Genomic DNA, 20,358 nt, shown 5'->3' with positions numbered 1-20,358 from the left:
GCTCATATTGAGATCGCGTGCGACGGAGTCGATTCCGCGCGGGGCGGCGAATCCGTCGGCACCGCCGGGCACCAGGAGTTCGCGCACCTCGGCCGCGATACCGGTGCGGGCGCGGCGTCGATCCACCAGATCCCGGCATTGCGCGAGGCACATGGCCCAGGTGTGCTCATTCGCCTGCGGCAGTGGCTGCTCCAGCATTGCCGGATCGATCGTGAACAGATTGTGCGGCCGTCCGAAACGCGGCCGCACATGAGTGACCTCCATGATCCGATCGGCGTATGCCGGTTCGGGAAAACGGAATTCGGCCCTGGTGAGCGGCAACTGTTTACCGATCAGATCGCTCATGACCTGATGCATGGCGGTCACATCGCGTTCGACCAGGAACTGGCGCACATCGGCCGGAATCGATTCGTCGTGCACCCAGGCGATGAATTCGCCCTCCCCCCATTCCGCGACGGGCAGGCAGAAGGTGAAGCTCAGCTCCAGATAGCGCAGCGCGAACGAGATCGCCTCACCGAGCGTCGGACTGCTGACACAGGCGAAGCCGAAAATGCCGAAGGTGGTGATCCGATACCGGCGACCGATCTCGACACCGAGCGCGGGCGTATCGGCGAGTTCCCGGACGAGATTGCGAATGACGGCGAGTTCGGTGCGCGCGTCGATCTGCGCGTCCGGATCGTGCAGCACGGCCTCGGTCAGCTCGGTTCCCGCGAGCATGCGCGTGACGGGCACGCCCTGCTCACCGGCATAGCCGACCATGAGTGCCACGCTGGCGATGCCGCGCGGAAAGTTCCAGTCGCGGATGCCCGGATCCTGTACCCGCTCCACAGCGGACATTATGGCCGAAAATCTCGATAGGCCCACCCCATACGCGACCTGCGGTCTTAGAGTGGAACTCATCTACAGTGCTGTGAGGAGTGCCACAAAATGACAGCTGGCGAACGGCCCTCGGTCATCATCATCGGCGCCGGTTTCGGCGGCGTCGGGATGGCAATCGAATTGCGGCGCAACGGTTTCGACGATATCGCCATTCTGGAGCGCGGCACGGACATCGGCGGGGTCTGGCGGGAGAACACCTACCCCGGCGCGGCTTGTGATGTGCCGTCGCCGCTGTACTCGTTCTCCTACGAGCCCAAGCCGGACTGGCCGCAGCGATACTCCGGACAGGCCGCGATCCACGACTACCTGCGCGGTGTCGCCCAGCGGCACCGCCTGCTGGAGGCGATCCATTTCGGCGCCGAGGTGACCGACGCCGAATTCGACGACGCCTCCGGCCGCTGGACCGTACGGACCAAGGACGGCTCGGCCCGCACCGCCGACGTGCTCATCTCCGCGGTCGGCCAACTGTCGCGGCCCGCGCTGCCGAACATTCCCGGTATCGACACCTTCACCGGTCAGGCCTTCCACTCCGCCGAGTGGGATCACGGCGTCGAGCTGGCCGGTAAACGCGTCGCGTGCATCGGCACCGGCGCCAGCGCCATCCAGTACATTCCGGAGATCCAGCCACGGGTCGAACACCTCACCCTGTTCCAGCGCACGGCGGCGTGGGTGCTGCCCAAATTCGATACCGACTACACCCCGGTCCAGCACAAACTCTTCGCGCGGCTGCCCGGCGCCCTGCTCGTCGAACGTTTCGGCTGGTGGGCCATCGCCGAATTCATCGCGCTCGGCCTGGTCGAATTCCCGTGGATCGTGCGACTGGTCGCGAAGATCGCGTCGAAACATCTGGAAGTGCAGGTCCCGGATCCGGAACTCCGCGCCAAACTCACCCCCGACTATCCGATCGGCTGTAAGCGCGGCCTGTTCTCCAACGACTACTACCCGGCTCTGCTCGAACCGAACGTCCGGGTCGAGACCACCGCCATCACCGAAATCGTGCCGAACGGCGTGCGCACCGCCGACGGCAAGGTGCACGAGGCGGAGGTAATCGTCTACGGCACCGGGTTCAAGGGCACCGAATTCCTCTGGCCCATGAATATCTACGGCCGCGCGGGCCGCAAGCTCTCCGATGCCTGGCAAGGCGGCGCGCACGCCTACTGCGGCATTACCGTGCCCGACTTCCCGAATATGTTCCTGGTCTACGGTCCGAATACCAATCTCGGCGTCGGCTCGATCATCTACATGATCGAATCGCAGGCCCGCTATATCCGCCAGGCCGTCCAACTGCTCGCCGAACGTCCCGGCCACGTGCTCGAGGTACGTCCCGAAGCGGAGGCGCAATTCAATACCGCGGTTCAGCAGCGCCTCGCGCGCACACCGTGGAACTTCTGCTCCAGCTGGTATCGCACCGCTTCGGGCCGGATCACGAACAACTGGCCGGGTCCACAGCTCGCCTACCGCCGTCGCGTCCGCAAGTTGAAGGCCGCCGATTACGAGCTGACCCGGGTGGCCTGAAAGCTCAAGGTCTCCACAGAAAGACCACACGAACTGTCCACACCGATCCTGGCAGACTTGACCCGTGAGCGATCTGCCAGCCCGTCCCACCGAGCGCGGCCCGCTGCGCCCGATCGAATTGGCGGCGGGGGCGGTACTCGGCGGTGCCACCGTCGGCCTGGTGACCGTCGGTGCGCTGATTCCGTTCGCCGCGGCGCTGCAGCTGGTGGCCGCGGTGCCGCTGGCCATGATCGCGCACCGCTATCGGCTGCGCGCCCTGATCACCGCGACGGGTTCGGCCGTGCTGGTCTGCTTCGTCGCGGCGGGCATCGTACCGGCATTCGGCATTCTCAGCTCGGCCACCGTCGCGGGCATCATCGGCATCGTCAAACGTCGACGCGGCGGTTTGCCCGCGGTGCTCGGATTGTCGGTAATCGCCGGTCTCGGCTTCGCGGCGTTCGCCGTCGGAACGCTGGTCGTGCTGTCTCGGTCACGGAATCTACTGTTCAACACCATCCGCAGCACGGCTGAGGGCCTGGAGCGGACGGCGGCGCGGCAGCCCCAGCTGGAACCCCTCGGACGCGGAATCGCCGACGCCGCGGACGCGGCGATCCGCTGGTGGTGGGTCCTGGTCGGCGGTGGTGTGCTGGCGGGCTTCATCGCGACGGCGGTGTTTTCCTGGTTCGTACTCGGCTCGGTACTCGACCGGCTGTCCTGGCTGCCCAGTCGAGACCGGCTCGACGCACCACCTGACGACCGGCCGATCGCGCCGCTCCCGGTGCGACTGCGCGCGGTCGGCTTCCGCTATCCGGGCGCGCCGGTCGATGCGCTGTCCGGCATCGATCTCACGGTCGATATCGGCGAATTCGTGGCCATTGTCGGCCACAACGGATCGGGCAAATCGACACTGACCCGGCTGCTGGCCGGACATCCGCCGACCACCGGCGGCGTGGACCGTCCGGGCGCCGCAGGCCTCGGCCATCTGGGTGGCACCGCGCTGGTGCTGCAGCGTCCGGAGAGTCAAACGCTCGGTGTGCTCGTCGCCGACGATGTGGTGTGGGGTCTGTCCACCGAACTCGCCGCCGCGGTCGATATCGATGGGCTGCTGCGCGAGGTCGGCCTGGACGGTATGGGCGATCGCGAGACCGCGACGCTTTCGGGCGGTCAGCAGCAGCGACTGGCGGTGGCCGCGGCATTGGCCCGCCGCCCCGCGCTGCTCATTGCCGACGAGGCCACCTCGATGATCGATCCGGACGGTCGCCGCGATCTCGTCGCACTCCTGGCCGAGCTGCCCAAACGCCATCCGATGGCGGTGGTGCTGGTGACCCATCACGAGGCCGATGCGGCCGCCGCCGACCGGGTCGTGCACCTGGCAGGTGGCCGGACCGTCGAGCGACTGCCCGCATGGCCGCAACCGGGCGGCGAGATCCGCCGCCGCCCGATGGGCGAAACCATCCTGCAGCTGAGCGAGGTCCGTCACACCTATAACCGCGGAACACCGTGGGCCGCACCGGCTTTGCACGGCGTCGACCTGACTGTGCGGCGCGGCGAGGCGCTACTCGTGGTGGGGGGCAATGGCTCCGGCAAATCAACACTGGCCTGGATCATGGCGGGATTGATCGAACCCAGTTCCGGCCGTTGCGAATTGGGCGGTAAGCCGATCGCGAAGCAGATCGGCCGAGTGGAATTGGCGTTCCAGCACTCCCGGCTGCAGTTGCAGAAACAGACGGTCGGCGACGAAATCGCGGACTGGGGCGGACGGGCCACCGGATCCGGTGCGGTCGGCCGCGCACTGGATGCGGTCGGTCTGGATCGCGCACTGGCCGCGCGGTCCATCGAAGAACTCAGCGGCGGTCAAGCCAAGCGCGTGGTGCTCGCGGCCATTGTGGCCAGCCACGCACCGGTCGTCGTGCTCGACGAGCCGCTGGCCGGATTGGACCCGCACGGTCGCGCCGAAATCGTGGAACTGCTTGCCCGCCTGCGCGATTCCGGGCTCACCCTGATCGTCATCTCGCATGACGTGCACGATATGGCCGCGGTCTGCGACCGGGCCGTACATCTCGAGGCCGGACGCATTCTGGAGGCCGATCCGATCCGCGATACCGCGAATGTGCCCGCGCACCAGCTGGATTCCCGCACGACCATGCCGGGAACGCGCCCAGGCGATCCAGCCTGGCGACTCGGGAACGGAGGTCGGTAATGAGTACGGTGCTGTTCCGCGAAGTGCCGGTTTCCAGTCCGGTGCACAGCCTCTGGGCCGGAACCAAGATCATCGCGGCGTTCCTGATCAGCGTGGTGCTGATGTTCCTGCCGTCCTGGCCGGTACTCGGCTTGATGGTCGTATTCGTGATCGCGATCGGGTTGGTGGCCCGACTGCCGCTGAGCACACTGCCGCGCCTGCCGTGGTGGTTCTGGGCGGCGATCGGCATCGGCGCCCTGCTCAATGTGCCGGTGGGCCGCGATGCCGTGCTGCGCTACACCAATGTCACCGTCTTCGGCCTGATCCTGCTGGCCTCCTCGTTCCTGATCGCCTGGACCACCCCGATGGGCGATATCGCCCCCGCGCTGGCCAAACTCGGCTCGCCACTGCGCAGATTCCGCGTGCCAGTGGACGAGTGGGCCGTGGTCATCGCGCTGACATTGCGCGGATTGCCGCTGCTGATGGATGAGATCCGGGTGCTGCGGGCGGCGCGCCGACTGCGCCCGAAGGATGGCCTGCTCACTCGCGCCGCCGATAATCCGCTCGTCGATATCCTCACCGCCGCCATGGCGGTATCCAGCCGCCGGGCAACCGAACTGGGCGAGGCCATCACCGCACGCGGCGGCACCGGCCAACTCACCGCCCACCCGAGCACCCCCGGGCGCAATGACGCGATCGCGCTGACGGTTGTCATCGCGGTTTGCCTCGGCGCGGTCGTCCTCGATCTGCTCACCTGATCGGCGATACTGGCCCCTGTGCCGGACCAAGACGACGATGTACCCGCCTGGCAACGCAAGACGGAGGGTGAATCGCGGTGGGCCGCGACGCTCGCCGTGCTGGTGATCGTGGTGTTGCAGGTCGCCCCGAAGGAACTCCGGGAGCAATCCGCCTGGCTGGTGCTGCCCGTACTCGAGGTCCTGTTGCTCGGTGTGCTGGTGGTGGCGAATCCGTTCCGGCTCAACCGGGAAGAGCGCTGGCTGCGCAACTGCGGCCTCCTGCTGACCGGTTTGCTGAGTCTGGCCACCGCGGTTTCGGCGGGTCGACTGGTCTTCCAACTGATCAATGGAACTCTCAGCGATCCGGTGCAACTGCTCGTCTCGGGCGGTGCGGTCTGGTTGACGAATGTGGTGGTGTTCGGACTCTGGTACTGGGAGTTCGATCGCGGCGGACCCGCGGCCCGCGCACATGCGCGAAAGCCGTTGCCGGACTTCCTGTTCGTACAGATGCAGAGTCCGGACCTGACCGAACCCGAATGGGAGCCACAGTTCCTGGACTATCTCTATCTGGCGTTCACCAATGCGACGGCGTTCAGCCCGACCGACGTGATGCCGATGTCGCGGTGGGCGAAGGCGACGATGATGCTGCAGTCGGCGATCTCACTGGTGCTGGTGATCTTGGTGATCGCCCGCGCGATCAATGTCCTGCAGCAGCCGGGGTCCTGATCGGATAGCGAAGAGCTATAACAAGATTCGTTATGTGAGCAATATTGAATACCCCGAAAAGCATTCCTCTAAACCTTTTGTACGCGGTAAGGTGTCCTCGGAGTGCGTTCTCTAGATCACATCGTGGCTCTGCACAGCGTCGGGGGGAGGATTTTTCGCGTGCGGAGCGTTGCTACGGCTTGCAAAAACTGATGAAGATTGGACCACCGGAATGATTCTCCGCAAGATCACCGCGGCAGCCGTGCCGATCGTCGCCGCTGTCGCGGTCGGCGCGGGCACCTCCTATGCACAGCCGGATGCCGCGCCCGTACCCGACATCGGGTACGAGGCAAAACTGGTGGGCGACAAGATCGTCACCACGCTGACCGACGGGTCCTTCCAGTTGTCCGCGAACACCGTGGACATCAAGGACATCGCGGGCAATACGGTGGTCACGCTGCCGCTGACGTTCCGGCAGGACGGTCTCGAGTTCGCCATGCCGCATGAGATCCGCGACGCGGGCCGGGTGCTGGAGTTGACCGCGGTCAAGGACTACACGCAGGCGCGGCAGGCGGCCGCGCCGATCGCATCGCCGCGGGAGAATCTGCGCGCGCAGGATAACTTCCTGTCCCAGTTCGGCATTGCCACCGCCATCGGCGGCTTTCTCGGCACGGTGATCGGCGCGCTGGTCGGGCTCACCGGCATCATCGGCGGACCGACCGTCATCGCCAGCGTCATCGCGGGCGCGGGTATCGGCGGCATCATCGGCACGCTCGTGGTCGGCGGACCGGCATTGATCATCGCGGGCATCGATCTGCTCAGCACCTTGTCCGCTCCGGCAGGCACCACCAAATGGCAGGACGCGCCGGTCAAGTAGGACCGGCAACCAGCACTCCGAACGCGGCGCGCGGCGAATTCTCGTAGCGCGCCGCATCTTTCGTTCATCGGCCGGGACAGCCCGGTGCGACCGGAACACCCGCGAAGCGATCGGCGAGGAAGCCCATCGCACCGGCCGCCTCGCCGATGGCGGTCACATTGTGTCCAGGCAGCGCCGATTGCACGGAGGTGAGGTCGGCACCCTCCGCGCAGTATCGCCCGACCAGATCGGTGAAGCCCGCGACCGGGATCACATCATCGGTTGTGCTGTGGTACAGGTACATCGGCATGCCCGGTGCACTGCCGCCCAGTTCCTGCCGGTCGGTCGCGGCCCGAAAAGCCGGTTGGAACAACACATCCGGCACCGCCGCGAAATCGTCCACATGCGCGTTGATGTACTTGACGACCAGATCCGGTGCACAGGCGGATGCATCCTCGGCGAGGGCGCTGCGACCGCGTTCGTTGAGCAATTCCGGCACACCGGAATTCGGCTCGTTCTTCGCGATCGCGAGCAATACGAGCATTCCCAGCCCCGCCTGCACGGTGCCATCGACACTATCGGCCATGGCTGTCCAATCGGCGGGCACCCCGCCCGAAGTGATCCCCGCGAACTGGATATCGGGCGCGTACTCCGGTTGTATCTGCGCCGCCCACAGCGTCGCGAAGGCACCGCCCGAATAGCCCCACGCGCCGATCGGGCTCGCCGGACCGACGCCGTCCGGTGCGAGCGCGCGGGCCGCCCTGATGCCGTCGAGCACCGCGCGGCCGGAGTTGACGCCGTCCAGGAATCGGGAGTCCGGCCCCTCGTAATCGCTCGTCACCACCGCCCAGCCGCGGCGCAGCGCCTCGGCGATGAACGGTGTGTCGATATAGGTATTCGCGCCGCCGAGATCCCAGCCGCCCCGCAGGGCGTACGACGGCGCACACCGGGTGTCGAGACTGTCCTCGGCGATCTGGTACGACAGCAAGGGGCGCTGGCCGGGGCCGAACCACGGCCAGCTCGGCACCAGCACGGTGGCCATCCCCGGGATCGGCGAGCCGTTCGTATCGTTGGTCCGGTACTGCACCTGCCAGGCCGAAACCGGCAGCGGTAGACCGTACAAGGCGATCGATCGGGTCCGCAGCACGGCACCGTCGGGCTGCGAAGCCAGCTCGGCCGGTGCCGCGTAGAACGGGTCCTGATCCGGCGTCGGAAATGCCCTGGCAACGGGCACGAATGCGAACGCCACGACCGCGGGAACGATAAGGATCGATATCGCACCGGATCTCCGGTTACCGCCGACGAATGGTGCAAACAAAATTTTCATCGGGGCCTCCAGTGTTCCGACGCGGCGCGACGCACAGTGCGCCGGGAACGCGTCGGCGCCGACTTCACCCGGCCTCGAATGCCACCACCGTACTGCCTGATCAGAGGCCCAGCAACGGTCATTCGAGGGCATCAGCGACGCCGTGCGTGTCCGATTTCCGACATGGTTAGAGTTGGGGCGGAGCACGCTGCGGCGCGCTTCGAAAGTGGCTATCGCGCAACCGAATCACCGTCGGGCCGTACCCCGGATGTGATCGGTATCGAACAGGAGTGAGCTGACCATGCGGCACGGCAACGGACTGGACATTCCCGAAGGACTCGCCGATGTGTGTGCGCCGCACCGCATGGCGGTGATCGTCTACGACATGCAGGTCGGTGTGCTGTCCCAACTGCCGGACGGTCCGGAGATCATCGAGCGGGTGGCGCGGGTGGTCGAAGCGGCACGGCGCGGCGGTTATCCGATCATCTTCCTGCGGCATTTCTTCCTGCCGCGCCGCCTGAGTGGCACCTTCGCGCTGCGAATGGCCATGAGCTGGCAGCAGGTCGACAATGTCGACGACGTGAAGTTCATCCTGCAGCGTGACACCCCGGCCTTCGAACTGGTTCCGGAGCTGCGGCCGACGGCGGACGAGGTGATCTTCGACAAGACCTCGATGTCGGCATTCGAGGGCACACCATTGGCCGCGGTGCTGCGCGATCTCGGCATCGGCGCATACGCGATCGCGGGTGTCGCGCTGGAGATCGGCATCGCGCCGACGGTCACCCATTCGACCGACCTCGGCTTCGTGCCGGTGATCATCAGCGATGCCGTCGGCGGCCGCGATAAGGAGGCAATGGCGCGCGCCTATGACGATTTCGAATTCCAAGGGCACGCGATGGTCACCGACAGCGCGACCATCATTCCGCTGCTCGCCCGCGAACAGAACTGACCGCGGGAATGGCGGATCGGGTACGCCCGGTCCGCCACGCCGTAGCGACTGCTTGCAGGTCGCTCGAAAGGGTCGACGACTCAGCTGTCCTTGCGGACGGCCTTCTTGGCGGCATCCTGCGCGGCGTCGACCTGGCTCGCGAATTTGCCGTCGGTCTGCTTGTCGACGAGATCGCCCACCTTATCGATGGCCGTATCCACCTTGTCCGCATTCTGCTGGGCCAGGTCCAGCGCCTTGTTCGCCAGGTTCTTGAAATCCACCGCGCACTCCTCTTTTTCGAGCCGAAACAACCGCAAACAAACGATACCGAGCGAACTCTCCGATGACCCGGCAAACCATCAGCGACCGCCGTCACATCTCGCCGAGCCAGGCCGGATGCCAGAGGCGGCCGGTCTCGGTCCAGTTCATGAAGCGCACGGTTCCGCTGAGCTTCGGGGTTACCCACACCGCGGCCTCGCGTTCCTCGGTGGTGAGATCATTGTCGAACGGAGTGGTCTTGCGCTCCAACTTGCCGAGCCTTTCGGCCAGATCCCGCATGACCGGCTCGCTGAACCCGGTGCCGACCCGCCCCACGTAATACAGCCTGCCCTCGTGCGGAATGCCGACCAGCAGCGATTTGAAGTTGCGGGCGTCGCTGCGCCGCCAGCCGCCGATCAGGACACGCTGGGTGCGCCAGTTGCGCTGCTTGACCCACGAATGCCCGCGCTTACCTGGCAGATACACCGAATCCTTGCGCTTGGCGACCACACCCTCCAGGCCCTGTTCCTGGCTGTAGCGCAGCGCGTCGGCACCGGAGCCGTCCAGGCGCGCGGGGACCCGCAGTGACGGTGCGTTGGCGGCGATAGCTTCCAGTACCCGACGTCGATCCGAATACCGTTTGCGAATAAGGGAAGTCCCGTCCAGGTACAGCACATCGAAGGCGACGAAGACCGCGCGCGCCGCATCGGCCTGCAGCAGACCGACATTCGCTACGCCGTGATCGTCGAACACCACGGCCTCACCGTCTAGCACCACATTATGTCCGGCCAATTCCTCGGCCAGCAGCGCCATACCCGGATAGCGTTTGGTCACCACATTGCCCGCCCGGCTGCGCAGAGTCATTGTCCCGGAATCTATTTCGGCGATCAGCCGGAAGCCGTCCCATTTGGTTTCGAAGCACCACTCGACGTCATCGAGATCGGCGACCTCACCGTGGGTGGCGAGCATCGGCTGCAGCCCACGTGGAAAGGGCGCGGGCCCAGCGGGTCTCGGCACGATGAACGCGGCCTCCGGGCCGACCGGACCACTGGACACCCGGTCCGCCACTTCCTCGGCCGGAACCTGATCGCGCATGAGATGCATCAGCCACTGGGTGCCATTGGTTCGGATCATCGCGTAGCGACCGCGGAGTCGCTTGCCGTGGAAAGTCACGATGACCTCGTCCTCGCGCCATTTCTCGGTGTCGTAGGTGCCGGAATCCCAGATGGTCATCTCCCCCGCGCCGTACTGCCCCTTCGGGATCGCGCCGTGGAAGTTCAAGTACTCCAACGGATGATCCTCGGTGTGTACGGCGAGCCGGTTCTGATCCGACGAGGTCGGCGGCCCCTTCGGCACGGCCCATGACACCAGTACGCCCTCGCGTTCGAGCCGCACGTCCCAATGCAGCCGCCGCGCGTGGTGTTCCTGGACGACGAACCGATCATTCGCCCCGGGCGTAGGCGTTTCGGACGGCACCGGTTCCGGGGTCGCCGAGGCATCGCGCATCGATCGATATTTCGTCAGCGCATCGCTGTTCGAATCGGGCCGATCCAATTCGGCGAGCAGATCGCCGTCGTCGCGCCAGCGCGCGAGGACCTCGTCGAAGCGCAAGTGTCGCAGCTTCTTCCGGCTCTCCAGCTCGGACCAGGTGCGCGGTGCGGCCGCATTCGGCTCGGTGCGGCCGCGCAGCGAATACGGTGCGATGGTGGTCTTGGACGGATTGTTCTGACTCCAGTCCAGGAAGACCTTTCCACCGCGCGCCGATTTCGCCATCGTCGCGGTGACCAGATCCGGGTGCAGCTTTTCGAGATTCGTCGCCACCTGCTTGGCCACGGTGGACGCACCGCCCGGACTCAACTCCCGGTCCAGCGGCACATAGATGTGAATTCCCTTGCTACCACTGGTAACCGGGAAGGCGTGCAACCCGATCCCCTCGACCATCTCACGCACCGCCAGCGCGACCCGCGCGCATTCGGCCAGTCCCGCACCCGGCCCCGGATCCAGATCGAAGACCAACCGGGTGGCGTAGCCGACCTTGTCACCGTCGAAACGCCATTGCGGCACATGGACTTCCAGCGCCGCCTGCTGTCCGATCCAGGCCAGTCCGGCCTCGGAATCGATGACCGGATAGACGACCTTGCGGCCGGAATGTTCGATGGTGTGGCGCTCCAGCCACGACGGTGCGTGCTCGGCGAGATTCTTTTCGAAGAAGGACGATTCGTCGACGCCGTTCGGCCAGCGCTTCCGGGTGACCGGTCGCCCGGCGATATGCGGGAGCATTGCGGGCGCGATGGCCGAGTAGTAGGCGATGACCTCGCCCTTGGTGGTTCCGGTCGCCGGATACAGCACCTTGTCGAGGTTGCTCAGCTCAACCTCGATGCCCGGCTGGCCCGGGCTGCCACCGAATTCCCGGCGGGTCACCATAAATGAAGTTTAGGGGCGGGGACCGACAGATGTCGGCCCCCGCCACAGATCATGCCTGCGGCTGTCCCGGCTCATCGGGCTCGGTGGCCTTGGGGGCAGGTGGCACAGGCGGCTCCTCAGCCGCGGCCGTGGGTGACTCCGGCGCGGCCGTGGGCTTCGATGCGGGCGGCTCCGATGCGGAGTGGTCCGTCGGGACCGCCTTCTTGGCGGCCTCCTGCACCTTGCCGATCTTGTCGGAGTATTTGTGGCCGGTCTTCTCGTCGATGAACCCACCGGCCTTGTCGACCGCATCGTAAATTTTGTCGGCGTTCTCGGCTGCCGCGTCCCTGCCCTTGCCGACCAGGCCTTTCAGGGTGTCCACGAGACTCATGCCTGCATTCCTTCCTGTCGACGACCTAGGTATTCACCCAATATCCTCCCACCAGGAATCCCGGCTCGGCAGGTCATTGGGGTCGATGCGCTGGCCCGGCATCGGCACCGCCACCGCAGTACCGGCCGCCCGTGCCGCCGCGACCATTCGGCGCACCGGCTCCGACCACCCGTGGAAGGCCAGGTTGAAGGTCGCCCAGTGGATCGGCACCAGCAGTCCGTGTCCCGGATCGCCGACGCCGAGGTCGGCATGTGCGCGAACCGCCTCCTCCGGGTTCATGTGGACGTCCGGCCAGGCCTCGTCGTAGGCGCCGATCGGCAGGAGTGTCAGATCGAACGGTCCGAGCGCGGTCCCCGCCTCCGCGAAAGCCTTGGTGTATCCGGTATCACCGCCGAAGTAGACCCGCCGCGTCGGGCCGACGATGGACCAGGACGCCCATAGTGTGGTGTTGCGCACCAGGCCGCGCCCGGAGAAGTGCCGCGCCTCGGTGCAGGTGAGCACCAGATCCGTGCCGTCGCGCTCACGGCCCAGCGAGGCGAGGGAAACCGAACCGCCCCAATCCAATTCGACGATCCGATGCTCGGGCACGCCCCAGTGCCGCAGGTGCGCGCCGATGCCGATCGGCACCAGGAAGGGTGCGGCCTGTCCCACCACCAGCTGACGGATCGTCGCCTTGTCCAGATGGTCGTAGTGATCGTGCGAGATCAGCACCGCGTCCACCTGCGGCAGTTCCGACAGCGGCGTCGGCACCGGATGCAGCCGGGCCGGACCGACCAGTGCGGACGGCGAAACCCGTTCGCTCCAAACCGGATCGGTGAGAATCCGGTACCCGTCGACCTCGATGAGCGCCGATGCGTGCCCGTACCAGGTGACCGCGAGATCGCCTGCCTCGGTCGGCACGTCGGGGGTGGCCAGCGGAACCGCATTGCGCGGGCGACCGGCATTACGCCGAGTCAGCGCCGAAATCAGCAGGGACGGAGCGGCTCCCGAGACGAACTGGGTACTCGGCTCGGTGTTGTGGAACTGCCGATTGCGATAGCTCACCGCGCCGGTGGCGTAGGGCGCGATGGCATTGATGGAGGCGCCGATCGCCGACGGAATGTCCCAGACCGCGCGCACCACCCAGGAGACACCGAGCGCACCGGCGGCAATGCCCACTATCTTCTTCGGATTCATTTATCGCCCCACGAATTTCGCCGCGCGCTTCTCTGCCCTGGCCAGTCGCCCCTCCTGGGCGTCCTGACTGGTCCACGCCGCCTCCAGCGCCGCACGCTGTTGCGTGCTCTCCGGATCCCGCGTGCCGTCGTCGTTGAGTTCCAACTTCATATGCCGCAGCGACAGCGGGGCCAGCTGGGCGATCGATTTGGCCCAGGCCTGTGCGTCGGCCAGCGTGCCGAGCCGGTTGGCGAAGCCGAAGGAGTAGGCATCGGCGGCCGATACCGATTCCGCGCCGAGCAGCATGGTCCGGGCCGGGCCACCGCCGATCAGCGACGCCAGCCGCCGCACGGTCCAGCGGTCGACGGTGATACCGAGCTTGGCGGCCGGAATGGCGATATAGGCGTCGGGTTCCATCACCCGCAGATCCGAGGCCAACGCGATCTGCACGCCCGCGCCGAGCGCACCGCCATTGATCGCCGCGATCACCGGGACCGGCACGGATTCGATCGTGTGCAGCATGTCGGGCAGGGCCGTCAGGAATTCCTCCGCGTAGACCCCGGACAGGTCAGCGCCCGCGCTGAAGAGGGATCCCCGACCGGTGAGGACAATCACCCTGGCATCCTCGGCCGCAGTCAAAACTGCCTCGCGGAGCCGAGTGACGAGTTCGAAGTTCAGCGCGTTACGCCGCTCCTCGCGCTGTAGTTCGATAGTGACGACATCGCCATCGCGGCTAACGTCGAGCATGCATCCTCCCCAACTGACCGGTTCGAGTGGTTACATCAACTCTGCCACAGGTGGCGGAACATACCGACCAAGCCGATACGATCTCGGTTTGTGCCGACAGACTTCCCCATCCTGGTGATCGGTGCTGGTCAGGCCGGGCTGTCCGCCGGTTACCACCTGCAGCGCCTAGGTTTGCGCCCGGAATGGGACTTCCTCATCGTCGATCACGCACCGGGACCCGGCGGGGCCTGGCAGTTCAGGTGGCCATCGCTCACCCTGACCACCGTCAATCGCGTACACGACCTCCCTGGCATGTCCTTCGCCGAGACCTTGCCTCCCGATTCCGACGCCGTTCCCGCGGCCACCGCGGTGCCGCGCTATTACGAGCTGTACGAGAAGAGATTCGATCTGCGGGTGCGCAGGCCGGTCTCGGTGACCGTGGTCTGCGACCGCAATACCGACGGAAGCCCCTGTGCCGCAGGGCCGGATCTCGCGGCGGGCCGGGGCACGACACTGAATGTCGAGACCGATACCGCGGGCACGATCCGGGTGCGCGGCCTGATCAATGGCACCGGCACCTGGGAACATCCCTTCATTCCGCACTATCCGGGTGCGGAGACCTTCGCCGGACGCCAGCTGCACACCCGCGACTACCGCACCGCCGACGAGTTCGCGGGCAAGCATGTCGTCGTGGTCGGCGGCGGAGTGTCGGCCGTTCAGTTATTGGACGAGATCTCGCAGGTCACGACCACCACCTGGGTGACTCGACGCGAGCCGGTATTCCGTGACGCACCGTTCGCCGAGGAGGACGGCCGCGCGGCCGTCGCCATCGTGGAGGATCGGGTGCGGCAGGGTCTGCCGCCGGGTTCTGTGGTTTCGGTCACCGGATTGCGGCTCGACGATCGACTCCGCGCCGCACAGGCGCGCGGTGCGCTGCAGCGGCATCCGATGTTCGCGAGCATCGAACCCGATGGGGTGCGATGGCCCGACAATTCGTTCCAGCCTGCCGACGTGATCCTGTGGGCGACCGGATTCCGCAGTGCCCTGGACCATCTGGCCCCGCTACGCCTGCGCGGTCCCGGCGGCGGTGTCACCATGACCGGCCGCCTCGCCACCCGGGTAGCCGTCGACCCGCGCATCCACTTGATCGGCTACGGCCCATCCGCGAGCACCATCGGCGCCAACCGAGCCGGGCGCGCCGCCGCCCAAGAGCTGACGGCCCACCTCGGCCTGCGCTGAAAGTTCTAGAGGAGTCCGGCGGTGAATGTGCTCGGATCGGGGCCTATGCGGGCGCCCTTGTCGAGTGCGTTGATGGCGTTCATCTGGTCACGGGTGAGTTCGAAACCGAAGACGTCGAAGTTGGCGGCGATGCGGGACGGGGTGACCGACTTGGGGATGACGACAATGCCCTGCTGGAGGTGCCAGCGGATGAGCACCTGGGCCGGGGTGCCGCCGACCTCTTCGGCGATGGAGACGACGGTGTGATCATCGAGCAGCGTGCCCTGCCCGAGCGGACTCCACGCCTCGGTGGCGATGGCATTCGCATCGTGGAACGCGCGTAGTTCGCGCTGCGCCAGCCGGGGATGCAGTTCGACCTGGTTGACGGCCGGAATCTCGCCGGTCTCGCCGATGACCCGCTCCAGATCGGCGACGGTGAAGTTCGACACACCGATCGAACGCACCCGGCCCTGCGCCTTCAGTGTCTGCAAGGCCTTGAAGGTCTCGATGAAGCGATCGGCCTGCGCCACCGGCCAGTGGATGAGATAGAGATCGAGGTAGTCCAGGCCGAGCCGAGCCATGCTGGCGTCGAAGGCGCGCAACGTGGAGTCGTAACCCTGGTCGGAATTCCACAGCTTGGTGGTGAGATAGACCTCGTCGCGCGGCAGCCCGAATTCCCGGATGGCGCGGCCGGTGCCCTCCTCGTTGCCGTAGATCGCGGCGGTATCGATGCTGCGATAGCCCGCCTCCAGCGCGGCGGTGACGACCGGCTGGACGTCCTCCGGCGGTACTTGGAACACACCGAAGCCGAGCTGCGGGATCACGTTCCCGTCGTTCAGCACGATCGAGGGAATGGCGCTGGTCTCGCTTCTGAAGGTCACATCCCGACCGTAGAAGTGCCGCGCCGCGTCGTCAACGAGAACCCCTGGTGTGTTGACCACCGGTTTTCCCAACGGGATCGCGTTTGTGCTGGTTACCGAGGGTCGTCAGGACCGACCGAGGCGGCGATAGCGGGTATGACGGGAGGCGCGGATCTCGTCGAGCGGACGGGCGCGCAGCCATGTGAGCTCGTCGGCGATGGCGGCGACCATGCGGCGGGCGAAGTCGACCGGTTCGTCGGCGGCGTCGGGAAATTCCGGGACGATGCGGTCGACGACACCGTCGGCGAGCAGGTCGGTGGCGCGGATGCCCTGTGCGTCGGCCAGTTCGGGGGCGTGGCCGGTATCGCGGTAGACGATGGCGCTCGCCCCTTCCGGCGGCAGCGGCGCGAGCCAGCCGTGGGTGGCGGCCAGGACGCGGTCGGCGGGCAGCAGCGCCAATGCGCCGCCGCCGGTGCCTTGACCGAGCAGGACCGAGACCGTCGGGGTGTCGAGCGTCACCAGATCGGCTATGCAGCGGGCGATTTCGGGGGCGAGCCCACGCTCCTCGGCCTCCTTCGACAGGGCCGCACCGACCGTGTCGATCACCAACACCAGCGGCAGCCGCAATTCCTCGGCCAGCGCCATACTGCGCCGGGCCTCGCGCAATGCGGCGGGGCCCATGGTGTGTTCACCCTGCTGACCCGCGCGGTCGTGGCCGAACACAATGCACGGCTGGCCACGAAAGCGGGCCAGCGCATGCACCATGGTGCGATCGGATTCGCCCTGGCCGGTGCCACTGAGCGGAACCCGTTGCGTCACATGGCGTAACAGGTCACGGATACCGGGCCGACCTGGGCGGCGCGAGATCTGAACCGATTCCCAAGCCGGAACATCCGCATTCGCGGAGTTACGCACCGGTGCGGCCCAGCCAGGTTCCGCCGCAACAGGATCCGGCACACCGCTGAGCACGCTCAACGCACGATGCGCGATCCGGCGGAACACCGAAACCGGCAGCACGCCATCGATCACGCCGTTGCGGTACAGATTCTCCGCGACCTGCACACCCTCCGGGAAAGCCCTGCCGTACAACGCTTTATAGACGCGCGGACCGAGAAAGCCGATGAGTGCGCCGGGTTCGGCGAAGGTGATATGCCCCAGCGAACCCCAGGACGCGAAGACGCCGCCCATCGTGGGATTGCGCAGATAGACCAGATACGGATGCCCGGCCACCTTGTGCGCCGCGACCGCACCCGCGATCTTCACCATCTGCACGAAAGCGACTGTGCCCTCCTGCATTCTGGTACCGCCGGAGGTCGGCGAAGCGATCAGGGGCAGACCAAATTCGGTGGCGCGCTCGACCGCCGAGACGATGCGCTCGGCCGCGGCCACCCCGATCGAACCCGCCAGAAATCCGAACTCGCAGGCGATTACGGCCACGCGTCGACCACGCAGCAGACCTTCGCCGGTCAGCACCGCCTCATCTGTGCCAGCCGCCAGCTCGGCCTTGTGCAGATCCTCGCGGTATCGCGGAGATGCGGCCACCGTCACCGGTGGCCGATCCCAGCTGATAAACGAGTCCGAGTCGAGCAGTTGCCCGAGCAACTCCCGCGCCGAAATCCTCATCGAGCGAGCCTAGGGGATGGCAGCCGGCGGAGCCGGCGGGGTGGGTAGGCTCAGCCACTCGATTCGGGGCCGACGCGACAGGCGCGAACGCTCAGTAGCCCTGCATGACCTTGCGTAGGGCGTACTCGGTGAGCGAGACCAGAGCCTGCTTGGCGGGTTCGCGCCGACGGGCGTCGATGGACAGGATCGGCACATCCGCAGGCACCGCGAGGGCCTGACGGATGTCCTCGATCGGATACCGCGGTGCGTCGTCGAATTCGTTGAGCGCAACCAGGAACGGTAGATTGCGCGCTTCGAAGTAGTCGACGGCCGCGAAGCTGTCCTCGAGCCTGCGGGTGTCGACCAGCACCACGGCGCCGATGGCGCCGCGGATCAGGTCGTCCCACATGAACCAGAAGCGGTACTGGCCGGGCGTACCGAACAGGTACAGAACCAAATCGTCGGCGAGGCTGATCCGGCCGAAGTCCATCGCCACCGTGGTGGTCGACTTCATCGGAATACCGGTCAGATTGTCGATTCCGGTACTGGCATTGGTCACCAATGCCTCGGTGCGCAGCGGAACGATCTCCGAGACGGCACCCACCAACGTGGTCTTACCGACACCGAAGCCGCCAGCGACCACGATCTTTGCCGAAGTCGGTTTGCTGGTGCGGGTATCGACCTGTGCCGTCGAATCAAATACGCCGGAGTCCACTGAGAACCCTTTCGATCAGCTCGCGACGTTCATCGTCGCTGGAATCGTCTTTCAAAGTCGCCGAAACTCGCACATGCCCGGCCTCGATGAGGTCGGCCACGAGCACGCGGGCCACCCCGATGGGTATACCCAAACGCGCTGCCACTTCAGCAACGGACGGCGATTCTCTGCACAACTCCACGATGGACGTCTCGATGTTGGTCAGTTCGAACTGCCGCTCCAGGGCGACCGGATGCGATGCGACAAGTGCCTCCAACGCCAACTCGACCGCGGGCCTGGTTCGGCCCGCAGTCAAGGAGTACGGGCGAACGAGACTCGGCTCGGCGCTCCCCATGCGGTGATCGTCTATGTCCATCCCACCATCAGGAACCCATCGTGACGCGTGGCGTGGCCTGCACCGTCTGGCCGACACGCTCGACCAACAGAGCCATTTCGTAGCCCACCTGGCCGATATCGCAGGAAGTATTCGTCAGCACCGCAAGATACGAGCCGTCGCCGACTGCCATGAGTAGCAGGTAGCCGTGCTCCATCTCGACCACCGACTGCAGCACGGTGCCGCCCTCGAATAGATTCGAGACGCCTACCGAGAGGCTGGCCAGTCCGGCGGTCACGGCCGAGAGCTGTTCGGCACGGTCCACCGGCAGCTGCGCGCTCGCCGCCATGAGTAGGCCGTCAGCCGAGACCAGGACGGCATGAGCTACGCCAGGAACCTCGTTGGCGAAGTTCGAAACCAGCCAATCCAGCTGACGATTCGTACCACCTAGATCGGGGTTCATCGGTCTCCTTTATCTCCGGTTAGGTTCATTGCCTTCATTGCGCGGCCATCCCGGACGCCCTGCTGGTGACGACTCAAGCTGGACCTGATCGTTTCTGGATCGCGACGCGGCGCGCGATCGGCGTTGCCGGTGACACCGCCGGGGACCAGCCTCCCGCCCGGATTGCGTTGAGGCAACCCGGCGGCCGTCTTTGTTTCGGCTTGGGCCTCGCTGGCGCGGCGGGCCGCCTGCCAGCCCTCGTCGCCGGGTGACTCGAAGGAGGCAGCGACTTGGGACCGGTCCTGGTTGGGATCCGATAGCCACGCCGACATCATTTCGGCGAAGATCGGTGTCCCGCCCATTACCGAATCAGAGTCGACGGCGGGCTGCAACCTGGTCTGGAAGAACGACGCCGCCTTCTCCGGATCGGGCTTGAAGCTGTGCCGACCCGGATCGCGCGGTGCGGTCGTCGCCCCGCCCTCGGACATAGCGGGTGTCTCACCGCCAGCCGCGGGCTGGGCCGCACCGCGGTCTCGTCGCGGCAGACCGACGCCCGGCGGAACTTCCTTGCGCGGCAGCACGGTCGCTCCCGGATCGCGCTGCGGCAGACCGGTAGCGGCCGACTCCCGCTGCGGCAGGCTGTCGCGGGAAGGTAGCAGACCGTCGCGCTGGGGCAGACCGCTCGGCGTCGCGCCCGACTGACGCTGGGGCAGACCGTTCGGGGCCTCACGCTGCGGCAAACCGTTCGCGGGCGACTGACGCTGCGGCAGACCGGTGGCACCGGACTCCCGCTGCGGCAGACCGCCGGAAGCGGAATCCCGCTGCGGCAAGCCCGAACCGGTGTCCCGTTGCGGCAGGCCATTCGAGGCCGAATCACGCTGCGGTAGACCGCCAGTGGTTTCCCGCTGCGGCAGACTGCTCAGCGGATCACGCAACGGATCACGCTTCGGCAGGCCACCGGCGCCCTCACGCTGCGGCAAACCACCAGAGCTTTCCCGCGGCGGCAAACCACCCAAAGCATCACGCTGCGGCAAACCACCGGAAGCGGAATCCCGCTGCGGCAAGCCCGAACCGGTGTCCCGCGGCGGGATACCGGTCACGCCGGACTCACGCTGCGGCAGACCATTCGATGCGGAATCCCGTTGCGGTAGACCGCCGGTGCCCTCACGCTGCGGCAGACCACTGGCGCTT

At 66.4% G+C, this 20,358-nt stretch carries 19 protein-coding genes and 1 pseudogene; 7 read left to right on the top strand and 13 right to left on the bottom strand.

The window, feature by feature from the left end:
- The coding region (locus NP3_RS34075) for an AraC family transcriptional regulator (protein WP_084509384.1) at positions 1-828 on the bottom strand (828 nt) is incomplete at its 3' end.
- 99 nt (positions 829-927) lie between these two features.
- On the opposite strand from NP3_RS34075, the gene NP3_RS34070 reads away from it, so the two are divergent.
- The 5 genes from NP3_RS34070 to NP3_RS34050 all read left to right on the top strand — a co-directional run bounded on the left by NP3_RS34070 (position 928) and on the right by NP3_RS34050 (position 6,871).
- Positions 928-2,394, top strand: a complete 1,467-nt coding sequence (locus NP3_RS34070; protein ID WP_063045852.1) for a flavin-containing monooxygenase — start codon at positions 928-930, stop codon at positions 2,392-2,394.
- A 64-nt stretch (positions 2,395-2,458) separates the two neighbouring features.
- Positions 2,459-4,573: an ABC transporter ATP-binding protein gene (locus tag NP3_RS34065; RefSeq protein WP_063045851.1), complete on the top strand. Its 2,115-nt coding sequence runs from the start codon at positions 2,459-2,461 to the stop codon at positions 4,571-4,573.
- Positions 4,573-5,310, top strand: coding sequence for an energy-coupling factor transporter transmembrane component T family protein (locus tag NP3_RS34060; protein WP_063045850.1), 738 nt, complete (start codon positions 4,573-4,575; stop codon positions 5,308-5,310). Before NP3_RS34065 ends, NP3_RS34060 begins: the two co-directional genes overlap by 1 nt.
- Positions 5,311-5,328: 18 nt before the next feature.
- On the top strand, positions 5,329-6,015 hold the full coding sequence (locus tag NP3_RS34055) for a DUF1345 domain-containing protein (RefSeq protein WP_063045849.1): 687 nt from the start codon (positions 5,329-5,331) through the stop codon (positions 6,013-6,015).
- A gap of 211 nt (positions 6,016-6,226) precedes the next feature.
- Positions 6,227-6,871, top strand: coding sequence for a DUF8020 domain-containing protein (locus NP3_RS34050; protein ID WP_063045848.1), 645 nt, complete (start codon positions 6,227-6,229; stop codon positions 6,869-6,871).
- A 64-nt stretch (positions 6,872-6,935) separates the two neighbouring features.
- Here the strand turns inward: NP3_RS34050 and NP3_RS34045 are convergent, their stop codons facing one another.
- A complete protein-coding gene (locus tag NP3_RS34045) occupies positions 6,936-8,099 on the bottom strand; it encodes a lipase family protein (protein ID WP_063045847.1) in 1,164 nt (387 codons plus the stop codon).
- A 358-nt stretch (positions 8,100-8,457) separates the two neighbouring features.
- Here NP3_RS34045 and NP3_RS34040 point away from each other — a divergent pair, with 358 nt between their 5' ends.
- Positions 8,458-9,105, top strand: coding sequence for a cysteine hydrolase family protein (locus tag NP3_RS34040; RefSeq protein ID WP_063045846.1), 648 nt, complete (start codon positions 8,458-8,460; stop codon positions 9,103-9,105).
- 80 nt (positions 9,106-9,185) lie between these two features.
- On the opposite strand, the gene NP3_RS34035 is transcribed toward NP3_RS34040, so the two are convergent.
- From NP3_RS34035 to NP3_RS34015, 5 genes are all read right to left on the bottom strand, one after another.
- Positions 9,186-9,365, bottom strand: a complete 180-nt coding sequence (locus NP3_RS34035) for an antitoxin (protein ID WP_040686491.1) — start codon at positions 9,363-9,365, stop codon at positions 9,186-9,188.
- A 91-nt stretch (positions 9,366-9,456) separates the two neighbouring features.
- The gene (locus NP3_RS34030; protein ID WP_063045845.1) at positions 9,457-11,766 is read right to left on the bottom strand and encodes an ATP-dependent DNA ligase; all 2,310 of its coding nucleotides are present in this window, start codon (positions 11,764-11,766) and stop codon (positions 9,457-9,459) included.
- Between the two features lie 49 nt (positions 11,767-11,815).
- Positions 11,816-12,136: an antitoxin gene (locus tag NP3_RS51655; protein ID WP_063824982.1), complete on the bottom strand. Its 321-nt coding sequence runs from the start codon at positions 12,134-12,136 to the stop codon at positions 11,816-11,818.
- Positions 12,137-12,169: 33 nt separating this feature from the next.
- Positions 12,170-13,312, bottom strand: coding sequence for an MBL fold metallo-hydrolase (locus tag NP3_RS34020; RefSeq protein ID WP_063045844.1), 1,143 nt, complete (start codon positions 13,310-13,312; stop codon positions 12,170-12,172).
- On the bottom strand, positions 13,313-14,038 hold the full coding sequence (locus tag NP3_RS34015; protein WP_063045843.1) for an enoyl-CoA hydratase: 726 nt from the start codon (positions 14,036-14,038) through the stop codon (positions 13,313-13,315). It lies immediately after the preceding gene.
- Between the two features lie 90 nt (positions 14,039-14,128).
- Between NP3_RS34015 and NP3_RS34010 the strand changes: the two genes are divergently transcribed.
- The gene (locus NP3_RS34010) at positions 14,129-15,256 is read left to right on the top strand and encodes an NAD(P)-binding domain-containing protein (RefSeq protein ID WP_063045842.1); all 1,128 of its coding nucleotides are present in this window, start codon (positions 14,129-14,131) and stop codon (positions 15,254-15,256) included.
- A gap of 5 nt (positions 15,257-15,261) precedes the next feature.
- On the opposite strand, the gene NP3_RS34005 is transcribed toward NP3_RS34010, so the two are convergent.
- The 6 genes and pseudogenes from NP3_RS34005 to NP3_RS49385 form a co-directional block, all read right to left on the bottom strand.
- Positions 15,262-16,116: an aldo/keto reductase gene (locus tag NP3_RS34005; protein ID WP_063045854.1), complete on the bottom strand. Its 855-nt coding sequence runs from the start codon at positions 16,114-16,116 to the stop codon at positions 15,262-15,264.
- Positions 16,117-16,221: 105 nt separating this feature from the next.
- Positions 16,222-17,718, bottom strand: coding sequence for an acetyl-coenzyme A carboxylase carboxyl transferase subunits beta/alpha (locus NP3_RS34000; protein WP_063045841.1), 1,497 nt, complete (start codon positions 17,716-17,718; stop codon positions 16,222-16,224).
- Positions 17,719-17,809: 91 nt separating this feature from the next.
- Entirely contained in the window at positions 17,810-18,412 is a 603-nt protein-coding gene (locus tag NP3_RS33995) for a GTP-binding protein (protein ID WP_174414979.1), read from the bottom strand.
- Positions 18,393-18,767 carry a DUF742 domain-containing protein gene (locus NP3_RS33990; protein ID WP_040686485.1) on the bottom strand — a complete coding sequence of 125 codons (375 nt, stop codon included), beginning with the start codon at positions 18,765-18,767 and terminating at the stop codon, positions 18,393-18,395. The genes NP3_RS33995 and NP3_RS33990 overlap by 20 nt, the downstream gene beginning before the upstream one ends.
- Positions 18,768-18,774: 7 nt before the next feature.
- Positions 18,775-19,188, bottom strand: coding sequence for a roadblock/LC7 domain-containing protein (locus NP3_RS33985; RefSeq protein WP_011207200.1), 414 nt, complete (start codon positions 19,186-19,188; stop codon positions 18,775-18,777).
- A pseudogene (locus NP3_RS49385) lies at positions 19,185-20,358 on the bottom strand (sensor histidine kinase); the annotation flags it as partial. The pseudogene NP3_RS49385 and the gene NP3_RS33985, both read right to left, overlap by 4 nt.

The organism is Nocardia pseudovaccinii NBRC 100343, from assembly GCF_001613225.1.
Taxonomy (GTDB): domain Bacteria; phylum Actinomycetota; class Actinomycetes; order Mycobacteriales; family Mycobacteriaceae; genus Nocardia; species Nocardia pseudovaccinii.
The sequence above is the reverse complement of the archived record's forward strand: the minus strand, read 5'-3'. Positions and strand labels throughout refer to the sequence as shown.